Origin of the sequence: Mesorhizobium sp. ES1-4, assembly GCF_020164745.1 — a bacterium.
Taxonomy (GTDB): domain Bacteria; phylum Pseudomonadota; class Alphaproteobacteria; order Rhizobiales; family Rhizobiaceae; genus Mesorhizobium.
This window is the reverse complement of sequence record NZ_JAIUGV010000026.1, coordinates 15,075-29,347: the sequence shown is the minus strand read 5'-3', so window position 1 is coordinate 29,347 and position 14,273 is coordinate 15,075. Positions and strand designations below refer to the sequence as shown.

Annotated in this window: 16 protein-coding genes; 8 read left to right on the top strand and 8 right to left on the bottom strand. The window is 62.1% G+C overall.

The features are described 5' to 3' along the window. Positions 1 to 62 precede the first annotated feature (62 nt). Both LB556_RS29750 and LB556_RS29745 read left to right on the top strand, forming a co-directional pair. Positions 63 to 272, top strand: coding sequence for a DUF2061 domain-containing protein (locus LB556_RS29750; RefSeq protein WP_224571069.1), 210 nt, complete (start codon positions 63 to 65; stop codon positions 270 to 272). Positions 273 to 386: 114 nt separating this feature from the next. Continuing rightward, positions 387 to 1,571: an MFS transporter gene (locus tag LB556_RS29745; protein WP_224571068.1), complete on the top strand. Its 1,185-nt coding sequence runs from the start codon at positions 387 to 389 to the stop codon at positions 1,569 to 1,571. 167 nt (positions 1,572 to 1,738) lie between these two features. Here LB556_RS29745 and LB556_RS29740 read toward each other — a convergent pair whose 3' ends face one another. Then, entirely contained in the window at positions 1,739 to 2,284 is a 546-nt protein-coding gene (locus tag LB556_RS29740) for a GNAT family N-acetyltransferase (RefSeq protein ID WP_224571067.1), read from the bottom strand. A 313-nt stretch (positions 2,285 to 2,597) separates the two neighbouring features. Here LB556_RS29740 and LB556_RS29735 point away from each other — a divergent pair, with 313 nt between their 5' ends. Beyond that, on the top strand, positions 2,598 to 3,581 hold the full coding sequence (locus LB556_RS29735) for a murein L,D-transpeptidase catalytic domain family protein (protein WP_224571066.1): 984 nt from the start codon (positions 2,598 to 2,600) through the stop codon (positions 3,579 to 3,581). Between the two features lie 136 nt (positions 3,582 to 3,717). On the opposite strand, the gene LB556_RS29730 is transcribed toward LB556_RS29735, so the two are convergent. Both LB556_RS29730 and LB556_RS29725 read right to left on the bottom strand, forming a co-directional pair. Further along, entirely contained in the window at positions 3,718 to 4,968 is a 1,251-nt protein-coding gene (locus LB556_RS29730) for a hypothetical protein (RefSeq protein WP_224571065.1), read from the bottom strand. Positions 4,969 to 5,598: 630 nt separating this feature from the next. Continuing rightward, positions 5,599 to 6,048, bottom strand: a complete 450-nt coding sequence (locus tag LB556_RS29725; protein ID WP_224571064.1) for a GatB/YqeY domain-containing protein — start codon at positions 6,046 to 6,048, stop codon at positions 5,599 to 5,601. Positions 6,049 to 6,323: 275 nt separating this feature from the next. Between LB556_RS29725 and carA the strand changes: the two genes are divergently transcribed. From carA to LB556_RS29710, 3 genes are all read left to right on the top strand, one after another. Beyond that, positions 6,324 to 7,529 carry a glutamine-hydrolyzing carbamoyl-phosphate synthase small subunit gene (gene carA, locus LB556_RS29720; RefSeq protein ID WP_224571063.1) on the top strand — a complete coding sequence of 402 codons (1,206 nt, stop codon included), beginning with the start codon at positions 6,324 to 6,326 and terminating at the stop codon, positions 7,527 to 7,529. 68 nt (positions 7,530 to 7,597) lie between these two features. After that, complete coding sequence (locus LB556_RS29715) at positions 7,598 to 7,849, top strand: type II toxin-antitoxin system RelE family toxin (RefSeq protein ID WP_224571062.1); 252 nt, start codon at positions 7,598 to 7,600, stop codon at positions 7,847 to 7,849. A gap of 10 nt (positions 7,850 to 7,859) precedes the next feature. Continuing rightward, positions 7,860 to 8,243, top strand: a complete 384-nt coding sequence (locus LB556_RS29710) for a helix-turn-helix domain-containing protein (protein WP_224571061.1) — start codon at positions 7,860 to 7,862, stop codon at positions 8,241 to 8,243. 153 nt (positions 8,244 to 8,396) lie between these two features. Here the strand turns inward: LB556_RS29710 and LB556_RS29705 are convergent, their stop codons facing one another. The 5 genes from LB556_RS29705 to mntR all read right to left on the bottom strand — a co-directional run bounded on the left by LB556_RS29705 (position 8,397) and on the right by mntR (position 12,250). Then, a complete protein-coding gene (locus tag LB556_RS29705) occupies positions 8,397 to 9,662 on the bottom strand; it encodes a TCR/Tet family MFS transporter (RefSeq protein WP_224571060.1) in 1,266 nt (421 codons plus the stop codon). Positions 9,663 to 9,818: 156 nt separating this feature from the next. Then, on the bottom strand, positions 9,819 to 10,748 hold the full coding sequence (locus LB556_RS29700) for a neutral zinc metallopeptidase (RefSeq protein ID WP_224571059.1): 930 nt from the start codon (positions 10,746 to 10,748) through the stop codon (positions 9,819 to 9,821). A gap of 162 nt (positions 10,749 to 10,910) precedes the next feature. After that, the gene (locus LB556_RS29695) at positions 10,911 to 11,378 is read right to left on the bottom strand and encodes a hypothetical protein (RefSeq protein WP_224571058.1); all 468 of its coding nucleotides are present in this window, start codon (positions 11,376 to 11,378) and stop codon (positions 10,911 to 10,913) included. A 130-nt stretch (positions 11,379 to 11,508) separates the two neighbouring features. Next, positions 11,509 to 11,697, bottom strand: coding sequence for a hypothetical protein (locus LB556_RS29690; RefSeq protein ID WP_224571057.1), 189 nt, complete (start codon positions 11,695 to 11,697; stop codon positions 11,509 to 11,511). Between the two features lie 103 nt (positions 11,698 to 11,800). Next, the gene (gene mntR, locus LB556_RS29685) at positions 11,801 to 12,250 is read right to left on the bottom strand and encodes a manganese-binding transcriptional regulator MntR (protein ID WP_224571056.1); all 450 of its coding nucleotides are present in this window, start codon (positions 12,248 to 12,250) and stop codon (positions 11,801 to 11,803) included. Positions 12,251 to 12,334: 84 nt separating this feature from the next. Here mntR and LB556_RS29680 point away from each other — a divergent pair, with 84 nt between their 5' ends. Both LB556_RS29680 and LB556_RS29675 read left to right on the top strand, forming a co-directional pair. Then, positions 12,335 to 12,523 carry a hypothetical protein gene (locus LB556_RS29680; RefSeq protein WP_224571055.1) on the top strand — a complete coding sequence of 63 codons (189 nt, stop codon included), beginning with the start codon at positions 12,335 to 12,337 and terminating at the stop codon, positions 12,521 to 12,523. Continuing rightward, positions 12,510 to 14,054, top strand: coding sequence for an FAD-dependent monooxygenase (locus LB556_RS29675; protein WP_224571054.1), 1,545 nt, complete (start codon positions 12,510 to 12,512; stop codon positions 14,052 to 14,054). Before LB556_RS29680 ends, LB556_RS29675 begins: the two co-directional genes overlap by 14 nt. Positions 14,055 to 14,273: the final 219 nt, after the last annotated feature.

Below are 14,273 nucleotides of genomic sequence, written 5' to 3'. Positions count from 1 at the left end.
ATTATTCTTTGCCCATCCTCGCATCCGTCGGCTAAGCATCTAGCGCCACTGGGAGGAGATCGATGGACACCCATACGCGCAGTTTCGCCAAGGCGCTTTCCTGGCGCGTGACCGGCACGATCGATACGATGATCATCTCGCTGGTGGTGACCGGAAGCTTCAAGCTTGCGGCCGCCATCGGCGTAACGGAGGTCTTCACCAAGTCGCTGCTCTACTATTTTCACGAGCGGGCGTGGCTGAGGATTCCCTACGGACGCAAGTCGGTGACCTGACCGGCTTGCGTTCAATGCGTCCGGTCAAGAAAAGCTAAAGCGACATCGACAATTTCTGGATTGCCTGCCCGGGCTATCCATGGTTTGAGCCCTGCATTTCGAGGGTTTCTTTTCATGTCGATGCCGCTGATCGCCCTGTTCATCGCCGCTTTCGCTTTCGGCACCACCGAATTCGTCATCGCCGGCGTGCTGCCGCAGGTGGCGCATGGGCTTGGCGTTTCGGTTCCCACCTCGGGCTATCTCGTGTCCGGGTATGCCTGCGGCATCGCCATCGGCGGACCGCTGCTGGCGCTCGCCACCAAGTCGCTGCCGCGCAAGACCTTGCTGCTCGGCCTCGCCGTCGGCTTCACCTTTGGCCAGGCCGCCTGCGCGCTGGCGCCCGACTTCACCTCCATGCTCTTGCTGCGCATCGCCGTGGCTGTAGCGCATGGCGCCTATTTCGGCGTCGCCATGGTCGTCGCCGTCGGCCTTGTGCGCGAGGATCAGCGCGGCATGGCAGTCGCCGTCATCCTGTCGGGCCTCACCGTCTCCAACGTCATCGGCGTGCCGGCCGGCACCGCGATCGGCAACATCTGGGGCTGGCGCGCGACCTTCTGGGTGATGTGCGCGCTGGGCGTGGCGGCAACTCTCACCATGGCGGCCTTGTTGCCGCACACCACGGGATATCAGGCCAAGTCGGCGAACCTTGCCAGCGAAGTCCGCGTGCTGGCGCGCCAGCAGGTCTGGAGCTCGCTGATCCTGATGCTGATGCTGATGCTCGGCCAATTCTGCCTGTTCACCTACATCACCCCGACGCTGCTGGAGGTGACCGGGCTCGACGAGGGCCTTGTACCCTGGGTGCTGCTGCTCAACGGCGTCGGCGCCACGCTTGGCGTCTTCCTCGGCGGCAAGCTGTCGGACTGGAAACTGATGCCGTCGTTGATCGCCATGCTCGCCCTGCAGGCCGCGACGCTGGCCGTCATCTATGCCGTCAGCCCCTATCCCGCGCCGATGGTTGTCGCGATCATCGTCTGGGGCGGTCTCAACTTCGCCATCGGCACGCCGATCCAGACCCGCATCCTGTCGTGGACGGCCGACGCCTCCGGCCTCGCCGCCTCGCTCATCCCGTCCGGCTTCAATATCGGCATCGCGCTGGCCGCTTCGCTCGGCGCCGCCATGCTCAATGCCGGCTATGGTTATCGCAGCCTGCCGGTTGTTGGCGCCTTCGCCATGCTGGTCGCCGTCATCGTCGCCGTCGCCTCACATGTCTGGGAGCGTCGTGCCGACGTCAGGCCGCCGCTGCCGGCCGCCGCCGAATAGAAGACCTCACCCGCGCCGGCGCAACAGCCGCTCGGCCTTGACGGTGACCAGCACGGTGGAGGCAATGCCGCCGGAGCTTGGCGCTAACCCAAGACCGTAGAGACGATTTGAGGGTAGGATTCCGCGATCTGAGCACAGATTTGGCAGGAGTCTCGCCGAAATACTGCCTACAGTTCGATCCGGAACCGTAGGCTTTCCACCCCGCCATAGGCGGCATCCTCGAAGAAGCGCTCGACGAGCTTGCCGCCATTGGCCAGGATCACTTTGTGCGACGCCGGATTGCCCGGCTTGGCGGTAATCTCGACATAGGGCAGGCCCACCGCCCTCGCCTCGTCCAGCATCAGCCGCAACGCTGCGGTGGCGTAGCCGCGCCCCCGCTTCCACGGCACGACGGCGTAGCCGATGTGGCCAAGCACGTGCGAAGGCAGTTCCGCCGTGCCCTTCTGCCAGCGAAAGCCGATCGAGCCGGCGGCTTCGCCGTCCCAGATCCAGCGGCGGAAGCCCGGCAAGCGCGGAACTTTCGTCCCGTCGGGCAAGATGATGGGACCACCCCTGGCCTCGGGGTCGTCGAGGCTGGCCAGGAACGCCACGGGATTTTCTTCAATGGCCGCGAGTTGCTCGCGCGTCGCCTCGTGGAGCCGCACATTGTCCGGCGACCAGCCGCGTTTGTAGGACGCCAGATGCTCAAGCGCGGGTTTGACGATCGTGACCATGATCGATGCCTCATGAAAAACGCGGCAGGCATAACCTTGGACAGCAGAGCGCTCAAGCCGCCTGGAATCCTGGCGGATCGAAAATCGGGAATGCTCGCCGATATGGGGGCTTCCACCGCAAGCCTTGGGCCAGCATCGCGGTTATGGAGGATTGCGCGTCGCCCTCGGCCCTTCGCGCACACTTGCCGGCGCGCTAAACAAGATGTGTTTCGCCTGATTGCGCGCGGCGTTTTATCATTGTGCTATTTTATGATCGTCCTCGGGTGATTCACCACTCTGGAATCACGACCGGCTTCGACAGGAGAATGGTCCGGTGCGGTTGAGATCTGTCCCGTTTGGTGTCGTTACGCTCTTCGGGCTCCTTGCCGTCTTCATGGCCTTGATGGCATCGGCCCGGTCCTTTGCCGCGTCTTCGGCCGTTCCGGCCTGGCTGGAGGCCCATGTCGGCGACGGCGATGGCCAGATCTCGCAAGTGGTGCTGGAGCGGGCGCGCGCGCTTTATCTGAAGAAGGTGGCGCAGGGCTCCGTCCGGAACCCCTGTTACTTCGCCATGGACGCCACCCGTCCCGGCGACCTGGGCAATGGCGTGCTTGGGCGCCGCTACTATGTCGTGTGCGAAGCCAGCCAGTCGTTTCGCGCGATTTCGTCGGGTCACGGCGGCGGCCGGAACCTGAAAGGCACCGTGGACTTTTCCAATGGCAGGCGCTGCGCGAAGAACTTCGGCAATGCCATGGATTCGGAGCTGACCGCCGGCGGCGCCTACATGACCCGCGAGGCGAAAACATCGTTCAAGGGCTTTTACCGTGTTGCCGCGAAACAGGACGTGGCTTTTCAACGCACGTTCATTCAGTTCGACGGCGAAGGCGAAGCCGCCAATGCCAGGCAGCGCGTGATCGGCGGCCACGCGGCGCAGGTGCTGCGCACCATGTGCATGCGCAAGAACCCGAAAAGCGCCTATGCCGATGGCGATGGCATGGTGCCGTTCGGCAAGCTGGTGGACTATGCCGGCGGCCGCAGCAATGGCTGCACCAGCTGGTCCCCGGCCGATGCCGCGCAACTCATCTCGATGGTGAAAGATAACCCGACCACGCTCTACATCTATCCGGAATCGCGCGATATCGCCGCCGTCGCAAGCGGCCATTCCCCTTCAGGCGCTTACTGGAACGCATCCTGCCTGAAGGAGATCGGCAAGCCGAAATTCTGGCCACGGAAAACCCTCGAACCGATCATTGCCCAGTACAGGAACGATCATCCGGCCCCGCCGGCGCAGCCGCTGCCGATCTGCAAGGAACCCTAACTCAAGACGACAGTTCGGCGCGAAAGTGTGACTCTCCGCCTGATTCTCGAGTGAGGAAACGATCACGTCCCAGCCTGCAGGTCATTCTGGACCGAGCTCTGTCGGACCGTGAACGGTTATTTAATTCCTGAAACGCTCAGGCAGGGTCAGCCGACAATTTTTCGAGCAACTCGTGTTGAATGAAGTCGCCGACGCTCTCGCACGACTCTTGTGCGGTTGCCGAATTTCCAGGCCGATACCAACCGTGAGTGGTCAACAGGGGTGGAAAAACCGGAGGTCGATTAATGGAGGTATAGGTCGCAGCGACGAGGTGTGTGCCACCCGGATCGACCGCGTAAACTTCCACCGCTGGCGATGCGATATCCTGGCCGACCCGACTGTCCTTAAGAAATTGCGGCTGGCGTGGCAATCGAATGAGGACATAATCAGGCGGCGCCGTTTCAGCCGCCTGGCCCTGATTGATTGCCGATCCCGCCGCCGCCCGCGTGAACCGGAGATACGCGCTCTTGCTTTGTCCGCGAGTCAGGACGTCGCCGACCTCACGGTCGCTGGAAAGGACGCGGGTCCGCGCGCAATTGATCAACGACCAGTCGTCGCCTTCGATGACCACACCCCTGACCTTTGCCGGGAGCGTGACCTTGGAAATGGCGGCAACGGCGGCCTTTTCACGCGCTTTGGCCGCCTGAACCGAAGAGAACGACGCAGCCCACAGGCCAAATGGGATCAAGGTGACCAGCAATGCCGCGACAGCAATCAGGTCTGGTTTTGCCTTGAGCCGCAAAACCGATGCGACGACTCCGGTGTAGAGAAGGAATGTTGGCATCAAGATTGGCAGCGCGTAAACCGCGAGCAAGATGGGCAAGAGCTGACCGCTCATTTGGCCTTTTGTCGAGAGCGACCAGAAGAAAACAGCGAGCGCCGCAATCATGCCAATGACTGCGGCGCGTTTCGGCTGCCAGAGGTTCGGCGCCTCGCCCCCCGAAACGGATACCGCTGACGGCGTAACGGGAGCAATCAGATTCGACCGCCAGACCCGGTAGACCGCCAAAGCGAGAAAGATCGGCATCGTGTATGGCGCGTAGAACAGGAACAAGAATAGCCGGGCCGTGATCTGAACTGGCAGTTCCGTAAGGCCGAATGGTGGAAAGCCACTTGCGCGCAACGCGGCGGCAATCGACAACCAGCCCGCCAAGAGCCCTATTGCATTGTCCAGGATACGATTTCCTCCATAGCGAAGGACATAACGTGAAGGGAAGCCGAGCAGTCCGATAAGGACCATGCCAAACAGAGCATAGATCGGTGCATGAAATGATAGGATGCCCGTCGAGAACGGATACGCCCACCCTGACCCTGCATGTTGCAGGAAGCCTTGGTCGCCGACCAACATGAGGGGTGGGAACGCCCCCATCCATGGGCGCAACCCGGCATCACGTGCCCTACGGATACATGCGCTCAGGATAATCGCCAAGGCGCCAACAAAGAAAAGAGGGCGTAGCGCGGTGGAAGCAACGAGAGAGACGGCGCCACATGTATCTATTTGACAGTGTGAAGCCGTCGCAATCACCTTCAAAAGGAATGGAAAAAGAAAGGCTGTTCCGATAAGGAATACGATCGCAACAGCCGCTCGCCATGCATACGAGGGTCGATCGAGAAAACCTGCCCAAGTAAACATCGAGCGCTATCCTTCTCCAGAGCGCACTTTCTTAACCGTTGAAGGTGATCAAATCCTTACAGACGATCTTCTTTTTTAGCCACGCAAACTTAACGCCAACACATAGTACTTACACATCATGAGCCTTCAGTCTACGAGGCGAGAACCCGCGGGGGCGAGAAATCTCCGCCTCGCAAAGTGAAAAATGGGGAGTCCTTCGGACCCCATCGCCAGTTACATCCAGTGTGAAAAAAACTGCTCCGCGCCGCGACTAGGCCAATGAGCCGAGCTTTGCGGATTCCGAGTCAGACTACTTTGGTTTTGAGTCAGACTTCTGAGCACCCCCACAGGGGTCGGGAAATCGCCCTACTGCAGCAGCCCCTTGACGATGCCGCTCGCCTTGCCGAAATCCATCTGGCCGGCATATTTCTGCTTCAGCGCGGCGATCACCTTGCCCATGTCCTTCTGGCTGGCCGCACCGGTCGCGGCAATCGCCTCGCGCGCCGCCGCCATGACCGCCGCATCGTCGAGCTGCGTCGGCAGGAAGTCGCGGATGATCTCCATCTCGCCGCGCTCCTGCGCCGCCAGTTCCGGCCGCTTGCCGTCCTCGAATGCCTTGGCCGACTCCTCGCGCTGCTTCACCATCTTGGCCAGGATCTGCAGGATCTCCTCGTCGCTGGCCGGTTCCTTCCCCGCACCGCGATTGGCGATATCGCGGTCATGGATGGCGGCCTGGATCAGCCGCAATGTCGGCAGCCGGTGCTTGTCCTGCGCCTTCATCGCGGTCTTCAGGGATTCGGCGATTTTTGCGCGCATGGCTCTCTCTCCTTCGGTCGGCGCGGACAATAGCGCCGGGAGCAAGCCAACGCAAACCCCGATATCCCAAGGCAAGCCTCTGATATTCCTCAATGAAATAAATCGCCGCCGTATTTCGCAGGATCATTGACCGCCCTGCCCCCTTCCCCTATGTACTGGGCCTTGCATGAACTGAAGCTTGAGTGCGTGGAGGCCGCGAATTCGCCGCTCCGCGCCATTTGCTGCGCGGATGGCCGGCCAGGCCTGTGGAAGCGCGGCTCGATAGGAGTGCCGCCATGACCGAGATGACGCCCGCCTGGGCAACCGAAAAGCCGACCGCCCTGCTGGTGCTGGCCGACGGAACCGTCATCGAGGGCCGCGGCCTCGGCGCCACCGGCTCCGCAGTCGCCGAACTCTGCTTCAACACGGCGCTCACCGGCTACCAGGAAATCCTCACCGACCCTTCCTATGCCGGCCAGATCGTCACCTTCACCTTCCCGCATATCGGCAATATCGGCACCAATGGCGAGGACATCGAGGACGTCAATCCGGCCGCCCGCGCCGGCGCCGTCGGCGCCGTGTTCAAGGCCGATGTCACCAACCCATCCAATTATCGCGCCGCCGGCCACCTCGACCAGTGGCTGAAGAAGCGGGGCATCGTTGCGCTCTCGGGTATCGACACGAGGGCGCTCACCGCGCTGATCCGCGAAAAGGGCATGCCCAACGCCGTCATCGCGCACGCGCCCGACGGCATCTTCGACGTCGACGACCTGAAGCGGCGCGCTGCCGCATGGTCGGGCCTGATCGGGCTCGATCTCGCCAAGGAGGTCACGTCGGGCCAGTCGTCGGTCTGGCGCGAGACGCCGTGGGCCTGGAACGAAGGTTTTGGCGAACAGGACGAGCCTTCGCTGCATGTCGTCGCCATCGACTACGGCGTCAAGCGCAACATACTGCGCCTGCTCGCGGGTCTTGGCGCCAAGGTGACAGTGGTTCCCGCCAGTACCGGTTCGGAAGAAATCCTCGCCATGCGGCCGGACGGCATCTTCCTCTCCAACGGCCCCGGCGATCCGGAGGCCACCGGCGACTATGCCGTGCCGGTCATCCAGGACCTGCTCAAGACCGACATTCCGGTTTTCGGCATCTGCCTGGGCCACCAGATGCTGGCGCTGGCGCTGGGCGGCAAGACCGCCAAGATGCACCAGGGTCATCACGGCGCCAATCATCCGGTCAAGGATCACACCACCGGCAAGGTCGAGATCGTCTCGATGAACCACGGCTTCGCCGTCGTTGCCGACTCGCTGCCCGCGGGTGTCGAGGAAACCCATGTCTCGCTGTTCGACGGCTCGAACTGCGGCATCGCGCTGACCGGCCGCCCAGTGTTCTCGGTCCAGCATCACCCCGAGGCCTCGCCCGGCCCGCAGGATTCGCACTATCTGTTCCGCCGCTTCGTCAACCTGATCCGCGAAAAGCGCGGCGAGGAATTGCTGGCCGAGCGCGCTTGATCCTTTGAAGGTTCGCAACCAGGATAATATCGCTTAACCCAAAGCGATAAATCTGCGATACTGCTGGTGTGAAGACGATTATCCTTTCGGTATCGGCGGCTCGTGATTTCGACAATCTGCCCGCTGACGTCCGCGAGCAGGTTTCCGAAGGTTTGATCGCCTACGCAATCAGCGGCCGTGGAGATGTAAAGCGTCTTTCCGGCAGGGATGGTTACAGGCTGCGGATTGGCCGCTACCGCGTCATCTTCGATGAAGATCGCATCACGATCCTTGCGGTCTACATCGGCAAGCGTGAAACGACGACTTACAGCCGGCCATAGGACTGAACCCATGAACGCCCCGCAAATCATAAAGACTTCAACCGGCGAAGAACTGGTCGTCATCCCGAAGGCCGACTATGAGGCCTTGCTGCATGCCGCCGAAGAAGCCCTCGAAGATGCCGCGGACGTCGTCATCTATGATGAACGGAAAGCTGATCTCAAAACGGAAAAGGCCCTGCCCGCTGATGTGACCATGGATATTTTGCGAGGCTCCGGCCGCCTCAAGGCCCTCCGCAATTGGCGCAAGCTGACACAGGCCGAGTTGGCGGCTGCCGTCGGGGTGAGCCAGGGCTTCCTATCGGATCTTGAATCCAATCGCCGCAAACCGTCTGCGCAAACCAGCGCGATGCTGGCAAAGCAGTTGGATGTCCCCAGCGAGTGGATTGAATCCTGATTTCCGACCTCACGCCACCGGCCGGCCCTCGCTCGCCTCCTGGTTGGTGGCGAGCGCGAACGGCAGCCGCGAGGCTAGCAGATCGAACTGCGACGGCGTGAAATTGGACATGCCGACGCCCTCATTTGGTCGGCATGATGCGGCTGTGATGGGTCACACCTGCGCTCCATCTTCCGCGACCTCGGCCGCGACTGTCCTCACCGCCGCCGGTCTCGCCACCTTGGTGACGAAGACGACAACCGCCAGCACCAGGAAGCACGCGCCGACCAGGTAGGGTGCGCCGCCGAAGGTGACGGGCGCGCTTGGCCCGGTGAACCAGGAAAAGATCGCGGTGTAGAGCAGCGGCGTGACGATCGACGTGATCGAGAAGATCGAGGTCATCGCGCCCTGCAACTCGCCCTGTGCCGATGGCGGCACCTTGGCGGCTGCGAGGCTTCTGAGCGGCGGATCGGCCAGCGCTTCCAGGCAGCCGACCACGATCACGGCGTAGATCATCCAGCCTTGCGAGGCGAAGGCATAGCCGAAGGCGCTGGCCGCCGTGAATGTGAGGCCGATGACCGCCGTTCTCCACTCGCCGAGCCTGCGGATGACGCGCGGCAGCACCGTGCCCATGATGATCGCGCCGCACAGGCCGAAGGCGCCGAGCGAGAAGCCGATCTGCTGCTCGCTCCAGCCATAGCGGTAGTTGGAAACGAACGACCACACCGCCGGATACATCATGTGGCCAAGCGTCATCAGGAAGAAGACCAGCCCGATCCAGCCGATGCCCTGATACTGGCGCATCTGCAGGAGCGTGCCGACCGGATTGGCGCGTTTCCACTCGAAGCGGCGGCGATGTTTTTCATCTAGCGTCTCCGGCAGGAACACCATCGCGATCGTGAAGTTCACGAAGGCCAGCCCGGCGGCGAAAAAGAACGGCACGCGCGGTCCGAACGTGCCGAGCAATCCGCCCAGCACCGGCCCAATGACGAAGCCGACGCCGAAGGCGATGCCGAGCAGGCCGAAATTCTTCGCCCGGTTATCGTCGTTCGAAATGTCGGCGATGAAGGCCGATGTCGTCGAGTAGCTGGCGCCCGAAATGCCGGCCAGGACGCGCCCGATGAACAGCATCGGATAGGACCAGGCGATGGCGCAGATCAGATTGTCGATGGAGAACGTCAGCACCGAAGCGAGCAGGATCGGCCGCCGGCCGAACCGGTCGCTCAAGCCGCCCATGATCGGCGCGAAGAAGAACTGCATGGCCGCGTAGACGAAGAACAGCCAGCCGCCCTCGATCGCCGCTTCGCTGATGCCGACGCCGGTCAACTCCCTGAGAAAGGCCGGCAGCACCGGCATGATCATGCCGAAGCCGATGATGTCGAGCAGCAGCGTGGTGAAAACCAGCGCAAGGCCCCGCCTGGCGGTTTTGGGATCGATCATGACGGGTCAAGCTCCTCTGGCCGCCTTGGGGCGCGGGCGGACGCACCTTATAGGCGAGGCCGCGAAAAGGAACAATGAGGGAACAGGCGGGAAGCTTTGATCCTGACATCCCCTGACGGCGTCTTCGCCGTCAGGTCTTTGTCCGAAAACGATCGCTTAGAGCGGGCCGCTCATCGTGTTGCAGTCCGACAGCTTGCCGTTCTTGTAGCCGCGCGCCAGCCAGGTTTGCCGCTGCTGCGACGTGCCGTGGTTGAAGCTTTCCGGCACGACATAGCCCTGCATCTTCTTCTGCAGCGTGTCGTCGCCGATTTGCTTGGCGGCGTTGAGCGCGCTTTCGAAGTCGCCCTGCTCCAATATGCCCTTCTGCGCGGTATAGTGGGCCCACACGCCGGCGAAGCAGTCGGCCTGCAACTCGATGCGCACCGACAGCTGGTTGGCATCGGCTTCGCTCATGCCCTGGCGCATCTGGTTGAACTTGCCCATGATGCCGGTGAGGTTCTGCACATGGTGGCCGACCTCATGCGCGATGACATAGGCACGGGCGAACTCGCCGGAAGCACCGAACTGCTGGTCGAGCTGCTGGAAGAAGGTCATGTCGAGATAGACCTTGTGGTCGCCCGGACAATAGAACGGGCCGGCCGCGGCGGAAGCAAAACCGCAGGCCGAGCGGACCTGGCCGGAAAACAGCACCAGCTTGGGATCCTCATAGGTCAGGCCTTGCGACTTGAAGATGCCGGTCCAGGTGTCCTCGGTCTCGGCGAGCACGGTGGCGACGAACTGCTTCATCTCGTCATTGGCCGGCGCACCTGTGCTGCTATCCTGGCCACCGCCGCTGTTGTCTGTGATCTGGCCACCACCGCCCGGCAGCAGGCCGCCGTCGCCACCGCCCAGGATCGCAGAGGGATCGAAGCCGAAATACCAGCCGGCCAACACCACCAGGATGACGAGGAATATGCTGCCGCCGCCACCGGCGCGGCCACCGATAGGGATGCGGAACTGGCCACCGCCACCACCGATCCCGCCACCACCGCCGTCGCTGCGGTCATCCTCGATGTTGTCACTCTGACGACGGCCTCTCCAGAGCATGGCAACTCCTCGCGCTGCAAACTTTCATTGCTCCGGCAAGGCCGGCTCAACCCAACAAACAATTATCGCAATGGTTGCTCCAAGTCACAGCATTTTTCGGTAGTGCATCAGTTTGAAATCGGCAAACTAGCCGGCGCGTCACGAGATCGCATGCGGGACTGTTCAACCAAGCCAACGATGAGCCAGCCACGCGAGGGACAAGCCGCCTATGGCCGCATAGATCAAGCCGATCGGGCCTTTGGGGAAGGGCTCGTGGTGCACCACGCGTGGCGGTGGCGGCCGATAATAGGATAGCAGTTGCCGTTGTGAGACGATTAGCATTTGCTCCAACTCGCGGCGCCCTTCCTCCCTTGCCCGCTTTGAATCCAGGCGCTCCTGAGCGTAGATCTGTCTCGCATGCTCTGAGGCCGAGAGTGATTTTTCGTCTAGCCACGCTTTGAATTTGCCAGGCCTGACGAGGACTTTGGCGTGGGTGAAGTCGCGTCGATGGAGTCTCTCCGCCTTGGAAGCTTCAAAATCTGTATGCCGCTCTTCCCAAGTCGCCGGCATGTCATCGGCGCCGACAAGCTGGCGGATACGAGGATAATCCTTGGCAGTGTAAACTGGAATAGCCCTGACTTCGCTGGTCATTGCAAGCCTTCCCCTTCTCCCAAGAAGAGGATGCGACTCCTAGGACTCGCTGTCCAGATAGCGCTACCCAGCCATCATAAGCCACTTGGTCTCCACCCGCGCGGCTGGTACAGCCGTAACAGCAGAGTGCTCAGTCTTTTTGCTTAGCGTCGGCGCTCTTGCCGTCGGAGCTTTTCGAACGTTCCTCGAACCGCTCCGCTCCCTTCTTCAAGGGGTGGCCTGTCTCGGCTTCCGTCTTGCGCTCATCTCTGGCCGCAGCCTGCTTCAATCCCTTCGCCGCCTGCTTGCCCTTCGCGGTCGGTGCTTGTTCGACGCCCATCGTCTTCTCCCTGGCGCGACAATCGCGCGATCTCGGAAGCAACGTGCGGTGTGGTCAGCCGGTTCCGCTCGCTGGTCCGCCCGAGGAAGTCGCCCCACCAGGCTCAGCGCAGCGTCATCGCCTTGCGAAACGCCTCGAGCGTCTCGGCACTGACATGGTGCTCTATGCCCTCGGCGTCGATGCGCGCCGTCTCGGCACTGACGCCGAGCGAACGCAGGAAGGCCTCCACCGTCTGGTGGCGAATGCGGCTTTCCTCCGCGACCTTGCGGCCGGCTTCGGTGAGGAACACACCGCGATAAGGTTTTCGCGACACCAGACCGTCGGCGCAAAGCCTGGTCAGCATCTTGGCCACCGTCGGCTGGGCAACGCCGAGCCGCGCGGCGATGTCGACCTGACGCGCCTCGTTGCCGTCCTCGATCAGGTCCGCGATCAGTTCGACATAATCCTCGACCAGAGCGCTGCGGCGCGCTTCGCGTGTCTGCCGGAACCCTTCCGAGTGGACATCGGCGTCGAGCAACGGCTCACGCGGGACCGGTCTGTTCTTCAGCGCCAATGCGCGCTCCTCCTCGGAAGTTTAGCCGTCGCTGCTTTTATAGCATGGGCTCTGATTCTTCAGGCCGTTTATTTGGAGGCTTGTTTGTCGATCGGCAAGCGGGTCGACGCGCTTTGGGACGACGTTCCCTCGGTCGTCAGCCTGGCCCGCGATGAAACGGCGGAAACTGATCCGGTGGCATTGTCGGCGACTCCCGCGGCCATATCTGCGGTGTTGCTGATCTCAAACGCCCGACTGCAATCATCGCCAGGAGAAAAACATGACCCGCAGTGACGTCCTGATCGTAGGCGCCGGCCCGACCGGGCTGGTATTGGCGCTTTGGCTCACCAAGCTGGGGGTTGGCGTCCGCATCATCGACAAGACCGGCGAGCCGGGCACAACGTCGCGCGCCCTGGCCGTAGCCGCGCGCACACTTGAACTCTACCGTCAACTCGATCTGGCCGATGCCGTGATCGCGCGCGGCCACAAGGTTCGCGCCGCCAATTTGTGGGTGCGGGGGAAAGCTGAGGCGCGCATACCGTTCGCAACGATCGGGGAGGATCTGTCGCCCTATTCGTTTTTGCAAATCTTTCCGCAGGACGAGCACGAACGCCTTCTGGTCGAACGGCTCGGACAATTGGGCGTCACCGTCGAGCGACAGACAGAATTGCAAGGCTTCACCGACCATGGCGACCGCATTGTCGCCCGCCTGCGGGGCGAGCATGGCGAGGAAACCGCCGAGTTCAGCTACCTGGCGGGTTGTGACGGCGCGCATTCGCTGGTGCGCGAGACGATATCGGCCGGTTTTCCCGGCGGCACCTATCGCGAGCTTTTCTACGTCGCCGATGTCGAGGCATCGGGTGAACCGATCAATGGCGAATTGCATGTCGATCTCGACGAAGCCGACTTCCTGGCGATCTTTCCCTTGGCGGACACGCGCCGCGCCCGGCTGATCGGCACGGTCCGGGATCAGCGCGCGGATCAGGCCGACACACTGACATTCGACGACGTCAGCAGCCAGGCGATCAAAAACCTCAAGATCAAGATCGAAAAGGTGAACTGGTTTTCGACCTATCACGTTCACCACCGCGTCGCCGGCCAATTCCGCAAGGGCCGCGTATTTCTCTTGGGCGATGCGGCGCACATTCACAGTCCGGTCGGCGGACAGGGGATGAACACCGGGATCGGGGACGCGATCAATCTTGCATGGAAACTGTCTTTTGTGCTCGCTGCGCGGGCGCCCGACGCCCTGCTCGACAGCTATGAGATCGAGCGCATCGCATTCGCCAAGCGCCTCGTCGCCACCACCGATCGCGTCTTCACCTTCGTCACCGCCGACGGGCGCATCGCCGACCTCGTTCGCACGCGGATCGCCCCGATCGTCGTGCCCAGCATTCTCAGCATCGACCGGGTTCGCGAATTCATCTTCCGCACCGTTTCGCAGATCACCCTCAACTACCGCGAAAGCCCCGTCAGCCAGGGCTCGGCGGGAGGCGTACACGGCGGCGAGCGGTTGCCCTGGGCCCCGGTCGGCGGATCGGACAATTTTGCGTCGCTTTCCGCCATGCAATGGCAGGTCCACATCTACGGCGTCGCCAGCGAGGACGTCAGGTCATGGTGCGAGCGCCATCGGGTTCCGCTGAACGTCTTCGAGTGGCGGCCTGCCTATGAAGAGGCTGGCCTTGCCCGCAACGCGCTCTATCTCCTGCGGCCCGACACCTATGTGGCGCTCGCCGATCCCACGGCTTCGGTCGATACGCTCGACCGCTATTGCAGCGATAGAGGGTTTTCTGTCGGAAGCGCGCCCCATGATGCGGAAGCGTGAAGTGGCCTTCGGATGAAGTCATGCTCTCTCTGATTTTGAAGCGGATTCAGTTTTCAAGGTGAACCGACCTGAAATCCTCCGATGCCAGGCAATCCGCGGCTCGGATTGCTTGTTGCCATCCCCGGCAAATGCGGGATGGAAAGCAGCGACAATGAAATATAGCCTATTGCATAATGTTGAGCCATGGCATACCTTATAGACATCCTCCATAAGTCCGGA

Excerpts from the sequence above, each read along its gene's own strand:
- LB556_RS29700 (WP_224571059.1), bottom strand. The coding sequence starts at position 10,748 with ATGCTCTGGAGAGGCCGTCGTCAGAGTGACAACATCGAGGATGACCGC.
- LB556_RS29725 (WP_224571064.1), bottom strand. The coding sequence starts at position 6,048 with ATGCGCGCAAAAATCGCCGAATCCCTGAAGACCGCGATGAAGGCGCAG.
- LB556_RS29690 (WP_224571057.1), bottom strand. The coding sequence starts at position 11,697 with ATGGGCGTCGAACAAGCACCGACCGCGAAGGGCAAGCAGGCGGCGAAG.
- carA (WP_224571063.1), top strand. The coding sequence starts at position 6,324 with ATGACCGAGATGACGCCCGCCTGGGCAACCGAAAAGCCGACCGCCCTG.
- LB556_RS29675 (WP_224571054.1), top strand. The coding sequence starts at position 12,510 with ATGACCCGCAGTGACGTCCTGATCGTAGGCGCCGGCCCGACCGGGCTG.
- LB556_RS29745 (WP_224571068.1), top strand. The coding sequence starts at position 387 with ATGTCGATGCCGCTGATCGCCCTGTTCATCGCCGCTTTCGCTTTCGGC.
- LB556_RS29705 (WP_224571060.1), bottom strand. The coding sequence starts at position 9,662 with ATGATCGATCCCAAAACCGCCAGGCGGGGCCTTGCGCTGGTTTTCACC.
- LB556_RS29750 (WP_224571069.1), top strand. The coding sequence starts at position 63 with ATGGACACCCATACGCGCAGTTTCGCCAAGGCGCTTTCCTGGCGCGTG.
- LB556_RS29695 (WP_224571058.1), bottom strand. The coding sequence starts at position 11,378 with ATGACCAGCGAAGTCAGGGCTATTCCAGTTTACACTGCCAAGGATTAT.
- LB556_RS29740 (WP_224571067.1), bottom strand. The coding sequence starts at position 2,284 with ATGGTCACGATCGTCAAACCCGCGCTTGAGCATCTGGCGTCCTACAAA.
- LB556_RS29710 (WP_224571061.1), top strand. The coding sequence starts at position 7,860 with ATGAACGCCCCGCAAATCATAAAGACTTCAACCGGCGAAGAACTGGTC.
- LB556_RS29730 (WP_224571065.1), bottom strand. The coding sequence starts at position 4,968 with ATGTTGGTCGGCGACCAAGGCTTCCTGCAACATGCAGGGTCAGGGTGG.